Source organism: Telluria sp. BA11, assembly GCF_056680305.1.
Genome location: NZ_CM155275.1, coordinates 317,166 through 337,329, shown reverse-complemented (window position 1 = coordinate 337,329; position 20,164 = coordinate 317,166). Strand labels below are relative to the sequence as shown.

18 protein-coding genes and 1 pseudogene are annotated in these 20,164 nt (G+C 61.7%); 6 read left to right on the top strand and 13 right to left on the bottom strand.

Translation table 11 applies throughout. The features are described from left to right. Window positions 1–22: 22 nt before the first annotated feature. Window positions 23–1,102 (top strand): hypothetical protein, encoded by a 1,080-nt coding sequence (locus AC1MGT_RS01420; RefSeq protein WP_499502676.1) that lies wholly within the window; start codon window positions 23–25, stop codon window positions 1,100–1,102. Then, a complete protein-coding gene (locus AC1MGT_RS01415; protein ID WP_499502674.1) occupies window positions 1,099–1,716 on the top strand; it encodes an ATP-binding cassette domain-containing protein in 618 nt (205 codons plus the stop codon). Before AC1MGT_RS01420 ends, AC1MGT_RS01415 begins: the two co-directional genes overlap by 4 nt. Before the next feature lie 6 nt (window positions 1,717–1,722). Here AC1MGT_RS01415 and smpB read toward each other — a convergent pair whose 3' ends face one another. Further along, window positions 1,723–2,172 carry an SsrA-binding protein SmpB gene (gene smpB / locus AC1MGT_RS01410; protein WP_343028481.1) on the bottom strand — a complete coding sequence of 150 codons (450 nt, stop codon included), beginning with the start codon at window positions 2,170–2,172 and terminating at the stop codon, window positions 1,723–1,725. Between the two features lie 96 nt (window positions 2,173–2,268). On the opposite strand from smpB, the gene AC1MGT_RS01405 reads away from it, so the two are divergent. Then, window positions 2,269–2,700 (top strand): type II toxin-antitoxin system RatA family toxin, encoded by a 432-nt coding sequence (locus AC1MGT_RS01405; protein WP_499502672.1) that lies wholly within the window; start codon window positions 2,269–2,271, stop codon window positions 2,698–2,700. After that, window positions 2,693–3,025, top strand: coding sequence for an RnfH family protein (locus AC1MGT_RS01400; protein WP_499502670.1), 333 nt, complete (start codon window positions 2,693–2,695; stop codon window positions 3,023–3,025). The genes AC1MGT_RS01405 and AC1MGT_RS01400 overlap by 8 nt, the downstream gene beginning before the upstream one ends. Here AC1MGT_RS01400 and AC1MGT_RS01395 read toward each other — a convergent pair. Then, a complete protein-coding gene (locus AC1MGT_RS01395; protein WP_499502668.1) occupies window positions 2,997–3,527 on the bottom strand; it encodes a DUF4124 domain-containing protein in 531 nt (176 codons plus the stop codon). The two genes, AC1MGT_RS01400 and AC1MGT_RS01395, sit on opposite strands and share 29 nt — an antisense overlap. 149 nt (window positions 3,528–3,676) lie before the next feature. On the opposite strand from AC1MGT_RS01395, the gene guaB reads away from it, so the two are divergent. Together guaB and guaA are read left to right on the top strand one after the other, a co-directional pair. Continuing rightward, window positions 3,677–5,137: an IMP dehydrogenase gene (gene guaB / locus AC1MGT_RS01390; RefSeq protein WP_499502666.1), complete on the top strand. Its 1,461-nt coding sequence runs from the start codon at window positions 3,677–3,679 to the stop codon at window positions 5,135–5,137. A 167-nt stretch (window positions 5,138–5,304) separates the two neighbouring features. Next, a complete protein-coding gene (gene guaA, locus AC1MGT_RS01385) occupies window positions 5,305–6,915 on the top strand; it encodes a glutamine-hydrolyzing GMP synthase (protein ID WP_499502664.1) in 1,611 nt (536 codons plus the stop codon). A gap of 151 nt (window positions 6,916–7,066) precedes the next feature. On the opposite strand, the gene AC1MGT_RS01380 is transcribed toward guaA, so the two are convergent. The 11 genes and pseudogenes from AC1MGT_RS01380 to tssE all read right to left on the bottom strand — a co-directional run bounded on the left by AC1MGT_RS01380 (window position 7,067) and on the right by tssE (window position 20,143). Next, complete coding sequence (locus tag AC1MGT_RS01380) at window positions 7,067–7,333, bottom strand: PAAR domain-containing protein (protein WP_499502662.1); 267 nt, start codon at window positions 7,331–7,333, stop codon at window positions 7,067–7,069. 48 nt (window positions 7,334–7,381) lie between these two features. Then, window positions 7,382–8,245 carry a T6SS immunity protein Tli4 family protein gene (locus AC1MGT_RS01375; RefSeq protein WP_499502661.1) on the bottom strand — a complete coding sequence of 288 codons (864 nt, stop codon included), beginning with the start codon at window positions 8,243–8,245 and terminating at the stop codon, window positions 7,382–7,384. A 121-nt stretch (window positions 8,246–8,366) separates the two neighbouring features. Next, window positions 8,367–8,603: pseudogene (locus AC1MGT_RS01370) on the bottom strand (hypothetical protein); the annotation flags it as partial. Window positions 8,604–8,758: 155 nt separating this feature from the next. Then, window positions 8,759–9,289, bottom strand: coding sequence for a hypothetical protein (locus AC1MGT_RS01365; protein WP_499502660.1), 531 nt, complete (start codon window positions 9,287–9,289; stop codon window positions 8,759–8,761). Between the two features lie 153 nt (window positions 9,290–9,442). Continuing rightward, window positions 9,443–9,721: a PAAR domain-containing protein gene (locus AC1MGT_RS01360; protein WP_499502658.1), complete on the bottom strand. Its 279-nt coding sequence runs from the start codon at window positions 9,719–9,721 to the stop codon at window positions 9,443–9,445. A 45-nt stretch (window positions 9,722–9,766) separates the two neighbouring features. Then, window positions 9,767–11,587, bottom strand: a complete 1,821-nt coding sequence (locus AC1MGT_RS01355) for a type VI lipase adapter Tla3 domain-containing protein (RefSeq protein ID WP_499502657.1) — start codon at window positions 11,585–11,587, stop codon at window positions 9,767–9,769. Beyond that, window positions 11,584–13,923, bottom strand: coding sequence for a T6SS effector phospholipase Tle3 domain-containing protein (locus AC1MGT_RS01350; RefSeq protein WP_499502655.1), 2,340 nt, complete (start codon window positions 13,921–13,923; stop codon window positions 11,584–11,586). The genes AC1MGT_RS01355 and AC1MGT_RS01350 overlap by 4 nt, the downstream gene beginning before the upstream one ends. 10 nt (window positions 13,924–13,933) lie before the next feature. After that, entirely contained in the window at window positions 13,934–16,762 is a 2,829-nt protein-coding gene (locus tag AC1MGT_RS01345; protein ID WP_499502654.1) for a type VI secretion system Vgr family protein, read from the bottom strand. A gap of 23 nt (window positions 16,763–16,785) precedes the next feature. Next, the gene (tssG, locus tag AC1MGT_RS01340; protein ID WP_499502652.1) at window positions 16,786–17,859 is read right to left on the bottom strand and encodes a type VI secretion system baseplate subunit TssG; all 1,074 of its coding nucleotides are present in this window, start codon (window positions 17,857–17,859) and stop codon (window positions 16,786–16,788) included. Then, window positions 17,823–19,667: a type VI secretion system baseplate subunit TssF gene (gene tssF, locus AC1MGT_RS01335; protein WP_499502651.1), complete on the bottom strand. Its 1,845-nt coding sequence runs from the start codon at window positions 19,665–19,667 to the stop codon at window positions 17,823–17,825. The genes tssG and tssF overlap by 37 nt, the downstream gene beginning before the upstream one ends. Before the next feature lie 14 nt (window positions 19,668–19,681). Then, window positions 19,682–20,143: a type VI secretion system baseplate subunit TssE gene (tssE, locus tag AC1MGT_RS01330; RefSeq protein ID WP_499502649.1), complete on the bottom strand. Its 462-nt coding sequence runs from the start codon at window positions 20,141–20,143 to the stop codon at window positions 19,682–19,684. Window positions 20,144–20,164: the final 21 nt, after the last annotated feature.

The window sequence follows — 20,164 nt, the reverse complement described above, 5'->3', positions numbered from 1 at the left end:
CGTGCGGCGCTGGCGGGCAGCGGTGGCCGAACCTTTCGGTGCCCTGTTCCTGCTGCGCCGCCGGTATTTCGCCGCGCAGTCGCGGGCGCTGTACGCGCGTTATGCGCACGCACTGGTCATCTGTCTTGCCTTGTTCGGCCTCGCGCTGGTCGAGCGACCCACATTGCTGGGCGCGCCGATCCTGCACTTATGGCGCGATCCTGTTGACTGGCGCACCGGTTCGATCTACGTCGCCGGCTGGCTGGCGGCGGTTGCATTGTGGGCGCGCGTCCACCGGCCATTCGTTCGTGGCGCGGCGCTAGCGGGCTTTGCCCGCGCGAGCCTGCACGGAGGGCGTGTGGCGCCGGCGCTGGATCTTGCCTTGCTGTTCGTCGCGCTGCAGTGGTGGGCGCTGCCGTTTGCGGTCGCCTTCTGGACTGTGGCCACGAGCCCCGCGTCGCCGCCCGGCGCTGACGGTTTCTTTCCCCTGTATGTTCTTGGGCTGGTCCTGCTGACACTCGCTGTGGCGCATGCCGTGGTGTTCGGTGCTGGCCGCGCGCGTGGTCCGCAGCGCACGGGCGCAAGCAGTGTGCTGCGCGGGTCCCCGATGGTGTTCCTGACGCTGCTGCAGCTGCGTAGCCTATGGCGCGGCCACCTGCACGTGGCGCTGCCGCGCATCGGGGCGGCGCTACTTGCGCATGCGGCCAGCTGGTGGATGATCTGCCAGGTGGGCAAGCGCCAGGATGCCGCAGGCTTCATCGCGGTAGCGTGCGCCGTGAGCGCGTCTGCGCTCGCCGGCCTGTATTACGCGTTCTGGCAGGCGCGCCAGCCGCTCGAATCCTACCTGCGCAGCATGCCGTTCGGCGTGGCCAAAGTGCTCGCGGCCGAGCACCTGGTTGTGCTGGGCCTGGGCGGCGGCATCGGCATCCTGGTGTGGCTGGGGTATCGCGCCGCGCCGGGGAGCAGTCCGGACCTGCTGCCAATGCTGGCCTGCTCCCTCGGCCTGTCGCTGCTGCTGCTCGCGCTGCTCGGCGCACCGGCGCTGCAGCGGCACCGGTACGGCACCGCGTTCAAGGCCGCACTGACGTTCGCTGCACTGATCCTGATGGGAGCAACACAATGACGATGCTGTTGACAGCCGAAGGACTGGGCATGCGCTACGGCGGCCAGGTGGTGTTCGAGGACCTGCACCTGGCCTTTGGCGCAGGCGCCGTGGCGCTGGTGGGACCCAACGGCGCCGGCAAGTCGACCTTGCTGGCGCTGCTGGCCGGCGTCGACGCTCCGCAGGCGGGGCGGGTGCTGGTCTGCGGGCATGACCTGGCGCGCGGGCAGGGCGCACGCGCGGCGCTGGCCTGGGTGCCCGACGCGTCGGTTGCGTACGACTTCATGACCGGCGACGAATTCCTGCGCATGGTGCAGGCGCTGCGTGGCTGCGACGGGCCGCATCGCGCGCTGCTGGAAGGCTTCGGGATCGGGGCATATCTTGGCGCGCGCTTTGGCGACATGTCGCTTGGCACGCGCAAGAAGTTCATGCTGGCCGCCGGCTTGATGGGGGGCGCGCAGGTCGTGCTGATGGACGAGCCGACCAATGGCATCGATGCCGACGCCCGCGCATTTCTGATCGATCAGATTGGGGCGCGGGCGCACGAACACCTGGTGCTGTTCTCGACCCATGACCGCGACCTGATCGCGCTGACCGGCGCCCGCGTGCTGGCACTGCCGGCACGGGACGCGTAGAACGGCTTAGCGCCGGTTGGTCTTCATGGCCGCGTCGACCTCGCGCTTGGCGTCGCGGTCTTTCTCGGTCGAGCGCTTGTCGTGCTGCTTCTTGCCCTTGGCCAGACCGATCTCGCACTTCACATTGCCCTTCTTGAAGTGCAGGTTGAGCGGCACCAGCGTGTAGCCGGAACGCTCCACCTTGCCGATCAGCTTATCGATCTCGGCGCGGTGCAGCAGCAGCTTGCGCGAGCGCAGCGCCTCAGGGTGGCTAAAGCTCGACGTGGTCGTCAATGCGCTAACGTGCGCACCGAACAGGTACAGCTCGTTGTCACGGACGAGCACGTAGGCTTCCTTGATCTGCACCCGCCCTTCGCGGATGGCCTTGACTTCCCAACCCTCCAGCACGAGACCTGCCTCGTAGCGGTCTTCGATGAAGTAGTCAAAAAATGCTTTTTTATTGTCAGCGATGCTCATGAAAAGGCGAAAATTCGCGTGTCGGTTAAACTACTGCTATTGCGCCAACGGTGGCGCCACTTGCAAACGACCCCCATCATAACAAACGGTTGACCAATGGCAGTAGTGCACAAATCAGTTTTCCTTGGCTATAGCGCAGAACAGATGTTCGACCTCGTTGCCAAAGTCGAAGATTATCCCAAGTTTCTTCCCTGGTGCAGTGGCGTGAACATCGTCGAGCGCACCGATGACAAACTCGTCGCGGCCCTGCAAATTAATTTTCATGGCGTCAAGCAAAGCTTCACGACATCGAACCACAACCAGCGCCCGACCCAGATGAAGATGCATCTGGTCGACGGCCCGTTCAAGCTGCTCGAGGCGACCTGGAGCTTTAAGTCGCTGCGCGCTGACGCCTGCAAGATCGATTTCGACATGCAGTACGAATTCTCCAGCATGATCCTGGCGCAGATCGTGGGGCCTGTGTTCGGCATGATCGCCAACAGCATGGTCGACTCGTTCTGCAAGCGCGCCGAGGTCGTGTATGGCTGACGTTGCGGCCGCGCCGGCATTGCTGGGCATCTCGGTCTGCTATGCGAGCGACAAGGTCGAGTGGCTGCGCGACTTGCAGGTAGCGCCCGGCACGACGATCGGCATGGCCATCGAGCGCAGCGGCGTGCTGGAAGCCTTCCCGGATATCAATCTGACGACGCAGCCCGTGGGCATCTACGCCAAGAAAAAGACCCTCGACACGGTGCTGCGCGAGCGCGACCGCATCGAGATCTACCGGCCACTTGTGGCCGACCCGAAAGAGTCGCGCCGCAAGCGCGCGGCCAAGCGGGAAGGCGCTAGCGGCAGTCCTGCAGTGCCTGATTGACCTGTGTGGCCCGCGTGGCCCGCTCGGCATCCGTCATATAACTCTTCTGGCCATCCTGGCCATAGCGCGCGATGCGCGTGCCGGACGCGAGCTGCGCCTGCGTCTCGCGCGCGGCGTTGCAGCGCTCGGCCAGCTGGCGCGCACGCTGTGCTTCTTCCTGCGCTTTCAGATTGGCTTCGTCGCGTGCCTTGGTGCGCGCGCGGTAGGCGGCTTCCTGCTCGGCCAATGTGGGCGGGCCCTTCGGCGGCAGCGGCTTCGCGGCTGGATCGGTGGCGACTGGTTCGACTGGCGTGGTGGCGGGCAGCGCGGGCGCCGGCGCCAGTTCGGGATTGGCGCGGCCCGGCGCCTTGACGATCTTGCTGGCCGGCGTGCCGGGCGGGGGCGGCCGATCCGAATACTGGCGCGTGCCGCCGGGGCCGATCCAGACATACTGGGCTTGCGCTGCCGTGGCGGCAAGGAAGAGCAGGGTGGCGCCAAGGGCGCGGTACGGCATCTGCGACATAGAAATTGCTCCTGAGAATTAACAGATTTCGCCATGCTTCGGCCTGGCTGTCAATCGCAAACCGTACCGCACCAACTAAATTTGGGCCAGGGCGGCGACGGAAATCACGGGTTTCTGTATAATTCGCTTTTGCGCCTATAGGAAATACTATGCGTCTCCTCCAAAAAGCACTCACCTTCGATGACGTGCTGCTCGTCCCGGCCTACTCCAACGTTCTCCCGGCCCAAACTTCCCTGCGCACCAAGCTCACCCGCAATATCACGCTGAACATTCCGCTGCTGTCCGCCGCGATGGACACCGTGACCGAAGCGAACCTGGCGATCGCCATGGCGCAAGAGGGCGGCATCGGTATCATCCACAAGAATCTCCGTCCAGCCGACCAGGCGCGCGAAGTCGCGCGGGTCAAGCGCTTCGAAGCGGGCGTGCTGCGCGATCCGATCACAATTCCACCGACCATGAAGATCCGCGAAGTGCTGGCGCTGTCGCAACAGCATGGCATCAGTGGCTTCCCGGTGGTCGAAGGCAACCAGGTGGTCGGCATCATCACCAACCGCGACCTGCGTTTCGAGGAAGACCTGGACGCCGAAGCGCGCGCCAAGATGACGCCGCGCGACAAGCTCGTCACGGTCAAGGAAGACGCGGACACGGCCGAAGCCAAGCGCCTGATGAACAAGCACCGCCTCGAGCGCGTGGTCGTCATCAACGACAACTTCGAGCTGCGCGGCCTGATCACTGTCAAGGATATTCAGAAGTCGCACGAGCACCCGCTGGCTTCGAAAGATTCGCAGGGCAAGCTGCTCGTGGGCGCCGCTGTCGGCGTCGGCGAGCGCGACGAAGAGCGCATCGAACTGCTGGTCGCTGCCGGTGTGGACGTGCTGGTGGTCGACACCGCCCACGGTCACTCGCAGGGCATTCTCGACCGCGTACGCTGGATCAAGGACCGTTACCCGCACGTGGACGTCATCGGCGGCAATATCGCCACCGCATCGGCCGCGCTGGCGCTGGTCGAAGCGGGCGCTGATGCGGTCAAGGTCGGCATCGGCCCTGGCTCGATCTGCACCACCCGTATCGTTGCCGGCGTGGGCGTGCCGCAGATCACCGCGATCTCCAATGTCTCCGAAGCACTTGAAGGCACGGGCGTACCGTGCATCGCCGACGGCGGTATCCGCTTCTCGGGCGACATCTCGAAGGCACTGGCGGCAGGCGCACACACCGTCATGATGGGCAGCATGTTCGCCGGTACCGAAGAAGCACCGGGCGAAGTCATCCTGTACCAGGGCCGCAGCTACAAATCGTACCGCGGCATGGGCAGCCTGGGCGCGATGGCCGACGGCTCGGCCGACCGCTACTTCCAGGAAGCGTCGAGCAAGGCCGACAAATTCGTGCCTGAAGGTATTGAAGGCCGCGTAGCCTACAAGGGCAGCGTGCTGGCGATCATCTTCCAGCTGATCGGCGGCGTGCGCCAGTCGATGGGTTACTGCGGTTGCAGCACCATCGAAGAGCTGCGCTCGAAAGCCGAATTCGTCGAGATCACGTCGGCCGGCATGCGCGAATCGCACGTGCACGATGTGCAGATCACGAAAGAAGCGCCGAACTACCGTTCGGAGTAATCGACACGCGACGCGGCCGCAACCGGCCGCACCCAGGTGGCCGCTTGCGGCCGCATCCGTAGGGTGGACGGCTCTGCCGTCCACGCGTTCAATCAGTGCTGGCTTTGTCTGAACGCGTGGACGGGAAACCCGTCCACCCTACCTAGATTTCTACTGACAGCTAACTCATGCACTCCAAAATCCTCATCCTCGATTTCGGTTCCCAGGTCACCCAGCTGATCGCCCGCCGCGTGCGCGATGCCGGCGTCTTCTCCGAAGTCTTCCCCTACGACGTCAGCGACGAGTTCGTCCGCAACTACGGCGCCTCGGGCATCATCCTGTCGGGCAGCCACAATTCGACGCTTGAAGGCGATTCGCCACGCGCGCCGCAAGCCGTGTTCGAAGCCGGCGTGCCGGTGCTCGGTATCTGCTACGGCATGCAGACCATGGCGGCCCAGCTGGGCGGTAAAGTTGAAAACGGACTGAAGCGCGAATTCGGCTACGCCGAAGTGCGCGCCCGTGGCCATACGGCGCTCCTCAACGGCATCAACGACTTCGTCACCGACGAAGGCCACGGCATGCTGAAGGTATGGATGAGCCATGGCGACAAGGTCCTGGATATGCCCGAAGGCTTCAAGCTGATGGGTTCGACCGACAGCTGCCCGATCGCCGCGATGGCCGACGAAGAGCGCCATTTCTACGCGCTGCAATTCCACCCCGAAGTGACGCACACAACGCAGGGCGAGGCCATCATTGGCCGCTTCGTGCACGAGATCTGCGGTTGCAAGTCGGACTGGAACATGCCGGACTATATCGGCGAAGCCGTTGAAAAGATCCGCGCACAGGTCGGTACCGACGACGTGATCCTGGGCCTGTCGGGCGGCGTCGACTCGAGCGTGGCTGCCGCACTGATCCACCGCGCGATCGGTGACCAGCTTACTTGCGTGTTCGTCGACCACGGCTTGCTCCGCAAGGACGAAGGCAAGATGGTCATGAGCATGTTCGAAAAGAACCTGGGCGTGAAAGTGATCCGCATCGATGCCGAAGACCAGTTCATGGGCCACCTGGCCGGCGTGAACGATCCCGAGCAGAAGCGCAAGATCATCGGCCGCGAGTTCGTCGAAGTGTTCCAGGTCGAAGCGGGCAAGCTGACCAATGCGAAATGGCTGGCGCAAGGCACGATCTATCCGGACGTGATCGAGTCGGCTGGTAAAGGTAAAAAAGGCCAGACAATCAAGAGCCACCACAACGTGGGCGGCCTGCCAGAGACGCTGAACCTGAAGCTGCTCGAGCCGCTGCGCGAACTGTTCAAGGATGAAGTCCGCAAACTCGGCGTCGCGCTGGGCCTGCCGCATGACATGGTCTACCGTCACCCGTTCCCGGGCCCGGGCCTGGGCGTGCGCATTCTGGGCGAAGTCAAGAAAGAGTTCGCCGACCTGCTGCGTGAAGCCGATGCGATCTTCATCGAAGAGCTGCGCAATACGCCATTCGAGGTGCCGCACGTGCCGGGCATCGATGCGGGCAAGGCGCCGCTGAACTGGTATGAAGCGACCAGCCAGGCGTTTGCCGTGTTCCTGCCGGTGAAATCGGTGGGCGTGATGGGCGATGGCCGCACGTATGAATATGTTGTCGCGCTGCGCGCGGTGCAGACGCTGGACTTCATGACGGCGCAGTGGGCGCATCTGCCGCATGCGTTGATGGGCAAGGTGTCGAACCGCATCATCAATGAAGTGCGGGGGATTAACCGCGTTGTGTATGATATTTCGGGGAAGCCGCCGGCGACGATTGAGTGGGAGTAATTTCCAGCTGGGCGTGAGCTGTCGACCACCCGGAGTTGAAGTGAATGAAGCCCCTGATTTCAGGGGCTTTTTTCTGTCTTGGATGGCCGCCTCAGCCTTTTATTGCCTTCACTGATGCTCGTATTGAGCCGGTCCGATCTTCGACGGCCTATCATCCGATCTCGTAGTTGTCGACTGTCGAGATCAATTGCGCGCCACAGCCAGTCTTGTGTCCCGCAAGCGCAACCGGTTTGCCCTCGACGATGTAATTAGCATCGCCTTCCACCACCTTGGTTATGCCATGTCCCGGAATTGGACAACTACAGTGGTCGTCCACGCGCGCAACGGCAATGCCGTCCAACAGGTAGTCGCTGGTACTGACGGAGATGACCTTGCCGCCGTGAGAGGTTGGATCGCCGAGTCGAATGACGTTGGGCATGGTGGTCCTTTATGCTGGTGACGAGGATACTAGTTGTCATGGCGCCTGTTATGCCGGCTTGTCCATGCTGTCATGCCCGAGCGCTTGTTCCGGGCTGTTTTTCGCACCGTCGTCAATGCGGACGAACTCCCAGACGGTCGGTTTGCTTCTCAAGTCTGGCGTGCCCTTAAGTCGGTCCAGGATTGACTGTTGTCTTTGCAAAGACGCTTTCGGCAATATCTGGCCACGTTGAAACCAGTGGGTATTGTCCTGCGCAAGCGAATTGACGCAATGCCACCAGCCGCTGGCAGGACATGCCATGCCGCTGTTGGCACGTGTGCCGATAGTTGCTTGGGTAGGTGTGACGGCGACCGGTTCAGCGACCACCACGGGGCGCACACGCAACGAGGACAGCATCTTGTCCCAGAGTGTCAGCGCTTGGGCGTCCGTCAGACTGGAATCGACGGTGGTGCCGGATTCACTATGGCCGGTGCTCAGTTCGAATGACATCTGAGGCGTGAAAACGGTGTCAGTTTTATTGTGGATGAGCTCCCACATAAACGAGTGGCAATAGTTCCCATTGAACTCGTGGACGCGGTCGAGAATCTCTTCACCGGGTTCGCCATTGAGCGCCCGCGCCCCGCGCCGCAAGGTATGGAAACGGGAACGATTTGCGTTGATAGTTGGTGCGTCCGCATCGCGTTGAAGCAAGGTTTTTGGTGTGGTGATACCGGCTATCATGCTGAGCGCTATCGACACATCGGGGTGCCCATTGAGACCGACGAACAGGGTTGTGCGTTCGCTCTGCTCGACTTTTAATGGCTCTGTGATAAATCCGCCGTCGAAACAGAAGCCAGCCTCGGCTGGGATCTCGTTTTCCTCGCGCGATCTGATGAGTAACCAGTTTGGTAAGTTCTTGGAGATCGTTGTCATTGACATATTTCATACTCAGATTAAAACTGTGCTTTTGCACACGAATCATAGCCTCTGCCTTGACGGCTTCAGTGATTGGTTCATGTGGCAGGCCGGGAATCCACTGCCTGTCGAAAACGAGGACCTTTCCGTGCAATCCACGTCCATCAAATTTGCGTGTGCTTTCAAGGCTGGGCATTCCTCGTTCATTTTTCTGACCCGATAGCTGATTTTCCCTTTCCTCCAGTCTCGCGGTGAAGTGTTCATCCGTCTCTTCGTAGGTCACGATGCTCCAGCCAGCGACCATCGCGCCCCGGTATGACACTTCGGCGTCGGCAGGTAGGTCGATCACGAAGCGGCCGACGCACGTTGGTTTCATCTTGAGGTCCTGCATTTCAGCGGTCATGTTCGTCACCTGGTGGTTGAGAAAGGCTGCTTGCACCTTCCGCGTGAACGCGATGCAGACGAGGAGCAGGCAAGCAGAGATGATCAGTCTGGCGAGCCACCTTCTGTGCTCGTACGGAAGTGCATTGGTCATTTGGCCTCCAAGGCAATTCTGACAATTAGTTGCATGGTAAGGGCCAGCATCGATTCATTCGAGTAGCTGCCCTGGTGGTCGTAGCCCCTAGTGCGAAACAGTTGCTTGACGCCTTGCGCCGGTTCCATACCTGATTGCTGTGGCACCGTACCGTCGCCCGGGCCATCCTGGACCGAATGCGTAAACTGCACGGTGCCGCCATTCGAAAATTTCACCATGCGGCCGCCGGTCTCGGGGGTGCGGCTGATAAGCATCCCTGAAGCAAGCACGCTTTTTTCGGGCGCAGACGCTGTCTTGACCGCATGCCAACGGCAGGTGCCGAACGAAAGATGACCAGGGTCGTCGCCATAGAAGGCGTAGCTGTTGGGATGGTAGTAATCACCGAGCAACGTTGTATGAAAACGTTCAGCCTGCGCAATTGCATTTTTGATTTCAGTAGCAACTTTGTCAGGGCCTAAGAACTTATTTGCTGGATCAGCCAGCGCCGGATCAATCATGCGATACCACGAGGCCGTGTCGCGGTACATATCATAGACATTGCCGCTTGGGAGGCTCCTTAGTGAGGCTTTCCATTACCAGTTTGGATGGTCGCGTACAGCCACGGTTTTTGATAAGAACGATGTATTGGATGACTTGGGCATCGCCAACGTTGCAATCGCATTGCTGAAAAGCTCGGTCTCCTAATCTTGACCGACAGAGTGAAAGTTCGTAAGGCTCGATTTAAGTTGCGCGCCGCAACTCGTCACATCGCTGTCGTAGGCAACGGGAATGCCATCGATACGGTGATGTGCAGAGCCGGTAGCAACAGTGCAGCCGTTGTGGCCCGGAACCGGACAGCTACAAAGGTCGCCAACACACGCAACCGGGATCTGGTCAACCTGGAAGTGACGGGCGCGCACATCGATGACCTTGCCGCCGTGCGATGTAGCATCGCCAAGCCGGATGACATTTTTTTTCATTTCAATGCTCCTTCTATTAGTTAGTCACGCGAGATAAGGCGTCACTCATGGCGGGGCAGGCGAGGTTGTCGCAGTCGCTCCGGGAGGAGCGTAATTGGCCGGGTCGATGGAATGGCTGTGGATGTGCCTGAAGACGTCGCCGCCATTAGCGTGATACTGGGTTTTGCGTTTTTCGTCGGATGGCGGTGTGATGAAAACGATGCTCGCTTCTTTCGGGTCGCGCAAATTAATCGCTGCGCTGGCGCCGCCCGCGCGGTAACTGCCCATGACGCCAATCGCCATCTGCATGAACAGGGTGTTGGCCCCGGTATTGCCCAGGCGGTGGTCGGTATTGATGAACTGGTCGATTCTGCCCGTATCGATTTCAGGACCGCCTGCGTGGGCGTAACGGCTCAGCACGCCGTGCAAGGCAAGTAACTGCTCTTTCTGGTTGCCAGTGGCGGCGATGATGCGGGCCGGCCCCTTGGCGCGCTGCGCCTTCGGCAGCGTCTTGAGCGCTGCGTGCCAGCCGTCAAGCAGGGCATTTTCTCGCAGATCGCGCCGGCTCAAGGGTTTGCCGTGTTCGTCGCTCATGTTGACGAAGACCGGCCGGTGGACGAACCCGAGGGTCGGCATGCTGTCGAATTCCTTCAACTGCAGATTGTTCCAGGGGACCGGGAACCAGGGCGTCGGCTTCCAGTCCAGCGGCGGGCGATGTTTGGCGTTGAATGCCCCGTCTAGGAAACTGGTCGGGCCTGTGCCGCGGATGTCGTGACGGACCGCGAATTTCGCGGCGGCGGGTAGCCACTCATCAATCAGCGGTTGGCGCGGGGTGTCGAAAGGATGGTCTGCCGTCTTGGGCTTTTTAGGGACTGTGTTCATGACGTCCAGGTACGCGAGGAACAACCGACGGCCGATGCCATCCCGGTTCAGGATCTCCACGCTTTGTTCTTCGTCGACATCTTCGAAAGCAAAGGGTCGGATCGCGTCCACCCGTTCGCGCCGCGCAAGTAAAAAAAGCGTGGAAGCATCGGGCATTTCGGGGACGTAATATCCTTCCTTGACCAATTTCGGGCTTCCATCGGGCTTGGACATATTCCTGATGTCCATGCCATCGTCGGAGTTGAAGATGACGTAGGGGAGATCGGGGTTCTTGTCGAAAAAATCAAAAATATCTTCAAGAATGTGGTCGGGCCGGTCCTCGAACCGTCGTGGGCCGACGACGAACAGGTGGGTTAGTAAGCCTGACGAATTGGCGCCGGCGACCAGACCCGAATCGGCAGTGAGCGGCGTATCCGCATTTTCCAGGCTATGACAAGCCGGTCTTGCGTTAAACACCGGCACTCCCCAGTCCATTACGGTGTAGCCGGCACCATTTTCCAGCGTATCGCCACCGCGGCCACCCATCATTTGTAGCTTGTCGGTCTCGCCCCACGGATACTTCTTCGGATCTTTTTCGCGGATTGATGTGTAGGCATTGCCTGATTGAAGTGCATCCCAAAGTTTGCCTTGCCGGTACTTGTCGAGTGTGACGCCCATGCTGATCACCTCGAGCACATATTCGCGTCGACCCTGCTCCGCGCGGCCTTCCGCCAGCACGCGCTCGGCTTTCGCCGTTTCCAGTCTGAATTGCGCCTGGCGCACCTGCGCCTGTTGTGATGCCATGACCCAACGCCCCCCGAACAAGACGGCTACCAGCATGACGGGTACACCAAACCACCACAGTTTTTTCATCGTTATCTCCGGTTGATCGATGGAATCAGGCTGAAGCACAGTGAGATCGAGTGCCATCCATAGCGGGACGACGATAAAGAGTGCCAATACCGCGCCTAGCAGATATTTCCAGACCACCTGTCCTTTGGCTGCATGCTGCGCTGATGCATTCATCGTTGGTTCCCCTTGACGCCGATTGCGCCCTCGCTGAAGTTTTGAAGAACGATGGCGGATGGCAAACCTTCCGGTGGTAACGGCAAGCTGCTGGGAAGGATGCCAGTTGAGTAGTAAGCAACATTCGCACTGATAAGATCCCTGCGCCACGCTGGCTCGTCGTTCCAGTAGATTGCGAAATCGTTCTTGAATTTGCTCCATCCAAGGATGCCTGGCCGCAGCGGTTCCTTGTTCACGGGGTCTTTGAGCCGCCAATCCGCCACCGCACACAGGTAGGCGTAAAACACGGGATGGGTCGTCGCCTTTCCGCTACCAATCGCCACATCGTAAGCAGTCACCTGTTGATGATTTTTGCTGCCGCCGTAAACCGCGCCATGAAACGAGCGCGCCATCGACGCGAGCTGCCAGCGAAGGCGCGCCTCGTCTGCCGTCTCGGTGCGCTGGATGATCAGCTTTGGCGGGTCGGTTGGGCGCCGGGCGACGGTGTCGCCAACGCAGACGAACACATCCAGTACCTTGCAGCGCGCATGGGCTTGCTTGCCCTGGTTGATTGCCTGTTCCACCGCGGCGCTGGCCGGCGCGGCGTTGGCGACAACGCCTCGATAGAGCGTGCGATTGATGCTGCCCATGAGCGCGATCCCGCGCGGGACGGCCACGCCGACCGGGTCGTCGATGCATTCCAGCCGATGGTTAATACCGTAACTGCTGGTCACGGCAATGGCCGCATCGATCTGGTCGACCCGCTCCATGGCGCCGAAGCGGCCTCTGGCATCGGCAAACGCACCTTCGCCCATGCTGGCCGGCACCGGCGTTGGCAACGGCTCTCCGGTAATCTTGCGCAGTCCGAAGCGTGCCTTTTCCTCACCCGACGCGGTGCGCGGCGCTTGGCCCGGCTCATCGAGGCGGGCGCGCACGGCATGGCGGCTGACGGCGGAATCGCTGATGTCGGTATGCGCCTGGTCGTCCTCGCCTTCAACGCGCAGGGCGAAATCGTAGGGCGACGTTTTTTGACCAATCAGCACCTGTGCACCGGTGCGGAAGTCGGGGCGCCGTTTGATCGTGAACACCCGCTGAAAAAAACCTGGCCCCAGTTCGGCGAGCGGTTTGCGAACTACCTTCTCGGCTCGGGTGATAGTGGCATTGATGTTGAGGGGTTCGCCGTCGTCATCGGCGATCGAATAGGGTTTGGCGGACACCTGGGTGCCGCGCAGGTATTCGGGCACGCCCTGCCAGCCGATACCCTGCACGTTGGCCAGTGCGACCGTCATGTCTTCGGGCGAAAAGTACAGATAGACCTTGCCGCGGTTGTCGCGGTCCTCGCTGGCCACCCATTTGGCGCCCACCACACCCCGGTGCTTCGACGTATCGGGCAGTTCGGCAAGGGGCGGGATCGTATGTTTTTTCCTTTGCACGCCGCCAACGATATTTGCCAGCGTCGTCAGGCGCGCGTGCAGGGTTTGGCCGCCACTGAGCCTGGGGTAGCGCTGTGCCATCGCCGCATCGCGGCCGGAATAATAATCGACCGCACTGGCCAGCATCGGTGTCTCGTCGACCAGGCTATAGGGCGGGTTGCAGAGGATTAGCGTGTCGGCCGGCCGGGTATCGGGTTGCAACGCCCTACCGCCGGTTTCAAGGAGGAACGCCTGGGCCAGGAGACTGAGCAGGCAACCCTGGCTATGCGCGACGATGCTGACGGTTTCGTCCGCATCGTAATCGCGGAGCATTGTAATGAGGGCGGCCAGGCGCTGCGCGGCCAAGACCATGTAGAGCCGGCCGGGATTGTCGAGCACTGGATGGGTGGCGTCACGCTGCGCGGCATCCAGCAGGCCAAGCGCTTTCGACTTGCCGCGGTTCCACATTTCCGGCAAGGAGTTCGTGGCGTTGGCGAACGGGCCGCCACCTTTGGAGAAATCCTTGTCGAGGCGGTTGCCATAACGGTCCAGTGCCTGACCATGCGACGTTCTGAAACCCGGCTTGACCGAGTTGTTTTCCTCCCGAAAGCCCCAATAAAACGGTATGACCGGGCTGTGCATTTCCTTCGTGACGCTGCGCTTGTAATAAACCGCATCGGGATCGTCCTTCAGCACCTCGGCGTCACCAGCCCTTGGATTGCTGTAGATTGCCGGACGCAGGTCGCCGCGCAGGCGCTGGGTCAACCCTGCGCACAATCCGTTCTCGACCGCCTCATACGCAGTGCCTACATCGTTGACCCCATGCACCAGAATGACAGCGCCAGGCAAGTTGTGACGCACGGCGACGACCTTGTCCCTAATCCGCCCCGAGGTGTAGATGCCAGTGGCGGTTCCACGTGAAAAAGATGTTTTTTGATAGCCCATCTCGATTCTCCTATTGGTTCGGCGGTGGGTCGCTGATGTCGATGTCGGCGGTGTGCATCGCGTCGCTCATGAGCAAGGAGGTTTTACCCGCGATGTCAGTTGTTTCTTCCAGGGTTTCGCCTGCGGTGGTGGCAATCTTGTGGGTGAGGTCGGCAGCCGGCAGACCACCATCTTGATGTGGGTAATATTTGGCGACAAATTTCAGGTCGGTAGCGCCGTTGCCAAACGACGGGAACGCCGTTGCCATCGTCGCGGGACCGTCGAAATCGAAGTCGGGCCCGCGGAATTTGAGCGGCATCTTGCTGCCAAACGTCAGGCCGTCCTTGCCGAGCTTGATGAACGAACCGTTGTCGACAATGAATTCGATCTCCTGTGCCATGATCGTGACTTTGCCTTCTGTTGCCGTCACCTTGCAGTTTTTCGCAGCATTGACTTCTGTGTCGTCATGCTGGCTTTGCAGCAGTAGCTTGCCGTGGTGGGCGATGGCCGCGATGCCGTCATGATGCGCAAACAGCGAAATCCCCTTGCCGGCATTGATGCTATAGCGCTGCCCGGCAGTCATTTGCATATGCCGCTGGGCGACACTGTCAATGTTGACGGCGGCGTAACTGACGATGGTTTTGGCGCTGGCAAAGCTGATGCCGTCCGGCGCCGTGACGCCGATCGCCGCCGCGCCGCCGCCAGTGCCTGCCGGCGCCGTGTTGCTGCCGTTATCCCACTGCTTGATGGCGACCTGCAGCTCGTCCTGCGGCTTGTCATCGACGGGCAGCGCCTGGTTTTGCGCCGCAAACTGGCCCAGCGAGCGGAACAGATCGACGCAGTCCTGCATCAGCGCCAGGTAGTCGGCACGGTAAAGCTGCTTGCCGCCGTCGTTCAGGCGCGACCAGGCCGACAGCAACATGCCCTTGCCGGCGCGTAGCGCCAGTTGCGCGTCGGTGGTCAGTTCGGCGCCTTCGCCGCGCGGCGCGCCGTGCCCCTCGCTGCGTGGCTGTGTCAGCCAGCCGAGGTTCAGTTCACTACGGCCATGGTCGCTCGCCATTTGTGCGTTGATCTGCCCGGTCGTATCGTCAAACCGCAACTGATTGCCCCGGCTCCCCTTGATTTCCAGGCTTCTGATGCCGGACAAATATTTATTGCCGGGCAAGGCGCCGGCGCCCAGGTAAGGCGGGCGGGCCAGCATGTTGTAGAGCTGACCGATGATGATGGGTTTGTCCGAGTCGCCGCCCAGAAAACCGATCAACACCTCGGTGCCGGGGCGCGGCAGCGCCAGGGCGCCAAAATGCATGCCGCTGCCAGTGCCCGCCCAGCTGCTGGCCACACGTACCCAGGCCGAGTCGCGGTCTGTTCCCGAGGCGCCTGCGCCCTCGGCGTGCGCATGGTCGGCTGCGCGCATCGCAGTAAACTGCACCTTGACGCGGCCCTGGGCGTCGCAGTGGACGGCCTCGCCCGGCGCGCCGACGACGATGGCGCTTTGCAATTGCGCCTGCGGTACGTCGACGCGCGCGTCCCAGGCTGGCACGAAGGTGATGTCGCGCCGCACGCAGGTGAGGCGGCACTGGAAGCGGAACTGGCTTGAATCGAACCAGTTCTGCGCCGCCAGGGGCAGGTCGGCGGCATCGGTGTGCCAGCGGTTGCGCGCAAACAGGCGCGCGACGCGTGCATCGTATTCCTTGGGCAGGTTGTTCTGCGCGGTGATATGCGAGGACAGCACGATGAACTCGCGCTCGGCGTCCGGGTGGCGGTCGATCTCGGGGTGGCCGGCCAGGATGAAATATTCGCCGGCGGTGCAGTCACGCACGCCGCCCTCGGCGTGGAAGCACCTGGCCTCGAAATTCGAGCGCTCCAGCGCCTGGCGGGCCAGCGCCTCGAGGTCCTCGTAGGTGTCGCGCACGTGCGGCGCCTCGGTGAGATAGTGGTCCAGCGTGGCGGCCAGCTTGTTTCCCTTGACGCCCTGATCGTCGGCGCTGGCGAAGCTGGCGCGCATGAAGTCGGTGCCGCGAGGATTGGCGTAATCCCAGCTATGACGGCTCACCCGGCCCGGGCGCAAGGCGCGCACTGCGCCGAACGCGGTGATCGAGTCGCGCTCTTCGGTGGCGCTGTCGCGATGAAAGCGGATGGTGCCGGCGCTACTTGGTTTGAGCCGCCTGGCGTCCTGAAACAGCACCATCGTGTGCGCCGGCGCCAAGGCCGATCCGTCGGCCGCCGCAGGTTCGCTTGCTTCCCCGGCGCGACCTGGACGGAAAAACCAGGAAACACCGCGGCGCCGGAGCAGGCGGCGCACGAAAGCGCCCGTGCCTTCGTTGTATTGCACGATCTGGCGGCGCACTGGAAAGTCGCGCAGCGCCAGCGCCGTTTCGAGTTCGAACTCGAACATCGCGGCCAGGCCCGGATTGGCGCGGCGCGCCTCGCCGAGCACGGTTTTGATGACATCGAGTTCGGTCTGGTCGAGGAACACACGGGTGCCGACATCGAGGTCGAGGATGGCCAGCGCATCGCGCATCAGTAGTTGGTAGCTGGCCAGGCCACCATCGCTTTCGCCGGCACTGGCTGTAGCGACGATGCCGCAAATGCTGCGCAGCTGTCCCTGGTCAGTCACAATCTGCACTTGCGCGGGTAGCCCGATCAGCGTGTCAAGTTGCAGGTGCGCGTCGAGCGCCAGGCAGTCAATGCGCATCTCGATGCCGTCGCAGATCGCCTCAACCCCTTCGATCCGCTGCGGCAGCAGCACGTCGCTGGCCACGCCGTCGGGAAAACCCAGCTGCATGCGCAGCGGGCGGTTGCTGGCGGTGAGGATTTTGTTGAGTTCGTCGGCAACGTCAAAATCGTTGTCATGGTCCACGGGTATCTCCATCCTGGCTGCAATTAAAAGGCGATCAGGTAGCGGGTGTCGGCATGGTCTTTCGTTCGCGGCGCGGTGAGCACGACCGAGGCTCGACCCAGCCGGGCACGGTTGTCGAGGGCGATCGGGCGGACATCGGCGGCCCGTAGAATGAGGCGCACTTCGAATGCGACGCCAGGCATGGCGAACAGGGCCAGCATTTCCCTGAGCGCCGGGCCGGCGCTGCCCCCGGCAAGAAAACGGTCAAAGTCGAGGCGCGTGAGCGGGCCAACCCACAGGCGCACCAGGGCATCGCGGCGCCAGTAGCGGGGGCCCAGCATATTGCCAAAGCCGAGCACATGGCTTTGTACACCGAGGACAGTGCGATTGTCTTGACCAGCATCGACCCAGCAACCCACCAGCGGCTCGGTGCGAAAGGGCACGCCAAAAAAGTCGGTCAGCACGCCGGCGATCATTTCGCCCTGCACGGGACGATGACGAATCAACGCAGCGTAGCGGGCTAGGACTTCAGCGGGGATGACGGTGGTGGCCTTGCCTGCCCGCTCTGTCTTTGGGCGCCGGGGCCTGCCAGCCAGGGCCAGTTGCGCCTCCAGAAAACGGTCGCGGCCGTCGGCGTCCTCGCCGGATTCAATGTGGCAGGCGGCCCAGGCCCGGTAGAACAAGACCATCATGCGGTGCGAAAAGGTATCAAAGAAAGCGCGGCCGGCGTGGTTTTTTTCAAAGGCAACCTGCGCAGCGATCGTGGCGGTGTAATCGTAGGGCAGCACGCCGTGCACGCCCAGAAAACCCATGAAGGCCGGAGTGAGGCGGACGTGGCGCAGGCGGCCCACCGGCGCTGCAACCGGTCCGTCTGGTGTCGCCGGAATCTCGGGGGCGTCGGCGTGAATGGCAAGTGCCTCGATCTGACTGGACGGAAAGCCCAGTGCGACGCTGTTTTTGCAACGCAGTACCGTCTCGAGTTTTTTGCCGTGCGAAGCCGCGTCGCGCTGCAGCCATAGCTCGATCAGGTGCACGGCCTGGAAAAAATGAAACCGGCAGGGATGCGTGATCAACCGGTCGATCAGACCAGCTTGCGCGCGCCGTTGCGTGGGTGGCATCGGATCAGCTCCTTTCCGCTAGCATGCGAAAAAACCGTCAACTGGGTGAAGCTCTGGCAATGCACATAGAGGCCAAAAAAATGGTCGAGCACCGAGACGAACAAGTCGATGCCGCTGCCGGCGAAGGCGTCCTCATCGAGCGTAACGCGCACCGCAAGACCCCGCACCAGGGCGCTATGACCGTCGTCGCGCAGCCAGAGGCTTGTCTCACGCTGTTCCAGGGCAACGATGCCCGCGATCTGCCGTTGTGATACCGACGACTGTGGCAAGTCGTACAGCGTCAGCGTTTCTTGAAGAAGATGCAGGCCGTCGGCAGAGAGCGCGCAATGACTGAGCGACAGGTGGGCAATCAGGCGCCAATGGTCCTGCGCATTGAAGCGGTACTGGGGAGTTGGCCGGCGCAGGAAACGCAGCGGATAGCCATCAGTCGCCTGCTCAAGCTTGAGGTCGCCGCCCGCGGTGTCGTAGCAGAGCCGACTGGGCAAATCGCGGTTGGTGCAGGTGAGTTCTATCGATACGCTGGCATCGGCTATATCCAGTGGATCAAGGTCCAGGTCAACAAGCGCGATGCGCGTGGCGTGACCGGGGTGGCGCAGCGCTGCCAGCTCGTCGCGGCGCACCACGTAGTAGCGGCCCTGGCGCCCGCCAGCCTCGCCATGGCGCAGCGAGTAATACGGCCGGAATTCGGTCAAGGACTGGCCGTGGCGCGATTTCTGCACTGTGGTCACCTTGTCGACGCTATAAATGTCGCAGACGTCGGCGTAGACGCCATCGGCGAGCAATGCATAATCAGGCGTCATGTGCGTCAGTTCAATCGGGCAGGCCGCGTGCCTGAACAGATTCACCACCGGCGTGCAGCCGGGTACGAAGTTCTCGCTCGAGAGCTGGCTCAGTGCGCGGCCAGTGTGCGTATCGGCAGCTACGCCAGCCAACCCCAGGTGCAGGGTGAGGCGCCGGCACGTGGCCGGCAGGTGGGGCGCCAGCACCTGCCAGTCAATGTCGAAAAAATTGAATTTCTCAGGATTGACAAAGTACTCGCTCAGCAACAGATAGGCGGGATGCGACAAGTTGCTGCGCGGAAGAACTGCGTCGTGCGGATCGAATCCCACCGCTTTGAGCGGCACGGTGCGCAGAGCCAGCCAATTGCCGTCGATCTCCAGGTACGCCGCCTTGGCATGCATGAACAGCAGGTCGCGTGTGGTCGCGCACAGAGACGGTTCGGCATCGATGAACAGGCGTAGCCTGTCCAACTGCACCAGCCCCAGGCTCAGGGTGGCCGCTTTTGATTCGATGTCGATGGAAAGCATCGTGGTGACAGCGGCCGGTCGCGGCATCGCCGGCGACAAGTTGAAGTACGACTGAAAGGCCACCTTTGCCACAACCAGGGGGGTGATGTGCACGTCGAACACGGTGCGCAGCCGGCACGAGGGTCCGTCGGCCGAGCGGGCCACCAGCGTGGCGCCACGGGGAATCAGCCCTGGCGCCGTCATCGTCGCAAGACCGGCGCTGGGATCGACGCGCACGATGGCGGTGGAGGGAAAAGGTTGCAAGTAATGAGGATAATTGAGCTGCAGCAGTGCCTCGGTCACCTTGTAATCATTGTCATCGATCAGCTTGGCAATACGAGCGTTCGATAATGCCGTGGCCTGGATAAAACGTTCGATATGGGGATCGTTGCGTTGCCCGCCTTCCATACCAAGCTGACCGGCCTGGGCGGGAAATTCGGCGGCGAACTCGGCGTTGAAGGACTGCATGGTGGAGAGTTCGCGCTCGTAATACAGGCGGATTGCTTTCAGGAGTCTCTTCATCTGGCCTCCGGGGATCAGCGAATGGCGTACTGCAGACTCGAGGGTTCGAGCATGATGTCGAACTGCACGCGGTCGTCATTGGCCAGCGTGCGCAGCTGGCCAGAGATGGCGAAACTGAGTCGGTTTACCCTTCCAGATTCTTCGACCAGCCGGGCCCGTACCTGTGCCAGCCGCGGTTCGTTGCGCACGATGGCCGCAGTGAGCAGATCGCAGATTTTCTTGCGGTCGGTACTGCTGGTAAGGCACAGCTGGGCGAAGTCAGCCAGGCCAAAATTGACGATGGATTCCCTGCAGGCAGGGTACGTCGCCAGCTCTTCCGGGGAAATGGCAACGCGGGTGTTGAGCAGGGCTTCGAGGTCGCGTGCAATGGCAAGCTTGTATTGCGCCAGCGTTAGCTGAAGCGGTCGCCGCTCGACGGCGCATGCGGGGATTGGCGCGATCAGCCGGTCCCACACACTGGAGGTGTACGTCACCATCTTCAAGCGCTCCCGTTATTC

What these genes read in the sequence shown, in the direction of transcription:
- AC1MGT_RS01365 (WP_499502660.1), bottom strand. Translation starts at nt 9,289, where the DNA reads ATGTACCGCGACACGGCCTCGTGGTATCGCATGATTGATCCGGCGCTG.
- guaA (WP_499502664.1), top strand. Translation starts at nt 5,305, where the DNA reads ATGCACTCCAAAATCCTCATCCTCGATTTCGGTTCCCAGGTCACCCAG.
- AC1MGT_RS01375 (WP_499502661.1), bottom strand. Translation starts at nt 8,245, where the DNA reads ATGACAACGATCTCCAAGAACTTACCAAACTGGTTACTCATCAGATCG.
- smpB (WP_343028481.1), bottom strand. Translation starts at nt 2,172, where the DNA reads ATGAGCATCGCTGACAATAAAAAAGCATTTTTTGACTACTTCATCGAA.
- tssG (WP_499502652.1), bottom strand. Translation starts at nt 17,859, where the DNA reads ATGCCACCCACGCAACGGCGCGCGCAAGCTGGTCTGATCGACCGGTTG.
- AC1MGT_RS01395 (WP_499502668.1), bottom strand. Translation starts at nt 3,527, where the DNA reads ATGTCGCAGATGCCGTACCGCGCCCTTGGCGCCACCCTGCTCTTCCTT.
- AC1MGT_RS01360 (WP_499502658.1), bottom strand. Translation starts at nt 9,721, where the DNA reads ATGAAAAAAAATGTCATCCGGCTTGGCGATGCTACATCGCACGGCGGC.
- AC1MGT_RS01415 (WP_499502674.1), top strand. Translation starts at nt 1,099, where the DNA reads ATGACGATGCTGTTGACAGCCGAAGGACTGGGCATGCGCTACGGCGGC.
- guaB (WP_499502666.1), top strand. Translation starts at nt 3,677, where the DNA reads ATGCGTCTCCTCCAAAAAGCACTCACCTTCGATGACGTGCTGCTCGTC.
- AC1MGT_RS01355 (WP_499502657.1), bottom strand. Translation starts at nt 11,587, where the DNA reads ATGAATGCATCAGCGCAGCATGCAGCCAAAGGACAGGTGGTCTGGAAA.
- AC1MGT_RS01405 (WP_499502672.1), top strand. Translation starts at nt 2,269, where the DNA reads ATGGCAGTAGTGCACAAATCAGTTTTCCTTGGCTATAGCGCAGAACAG.
- AC1MGT_RS01350 (WP_499502655.1), bottom strand. Translation starts at nt 13,923, where the DNA reads ATGGGCTATCAAAAAACATCTTTTTCACGTGGAACCGCCACTGGCATC.
- AC1MGT_RS01380 (WP_499502662.1), bottom strand. Translation starts at nt 7,333, where the DNA reads ATGCCCAACGTCATTCGACTCGGCGATCCAACCTCTCACGGCGGCAAG.
- AC1MGT_RS01400 (WP_499502670.1), top strand. Translation starts at nt 2,693, where the DNA reads ATGGCTGACGTTGCGGCCGCGCCGGCATTGCTGGGCATCTCGGTCTGC.
- tssF (WP_499502651.1), bottom strand. Translation starts at nt 19,667, where the DNA reads ATGAAGAGACTCCTGAAAGCAATCCGCCTGTATTACGAGCGCGAACTC.
- tssE (WP_499502649.1), bottom strand. Translation starts at nt 20,143, where the DNA reads ATGGTGACGTACACCTCCAGTGTGTGGGACCGGCTGATCGCGCCAATC.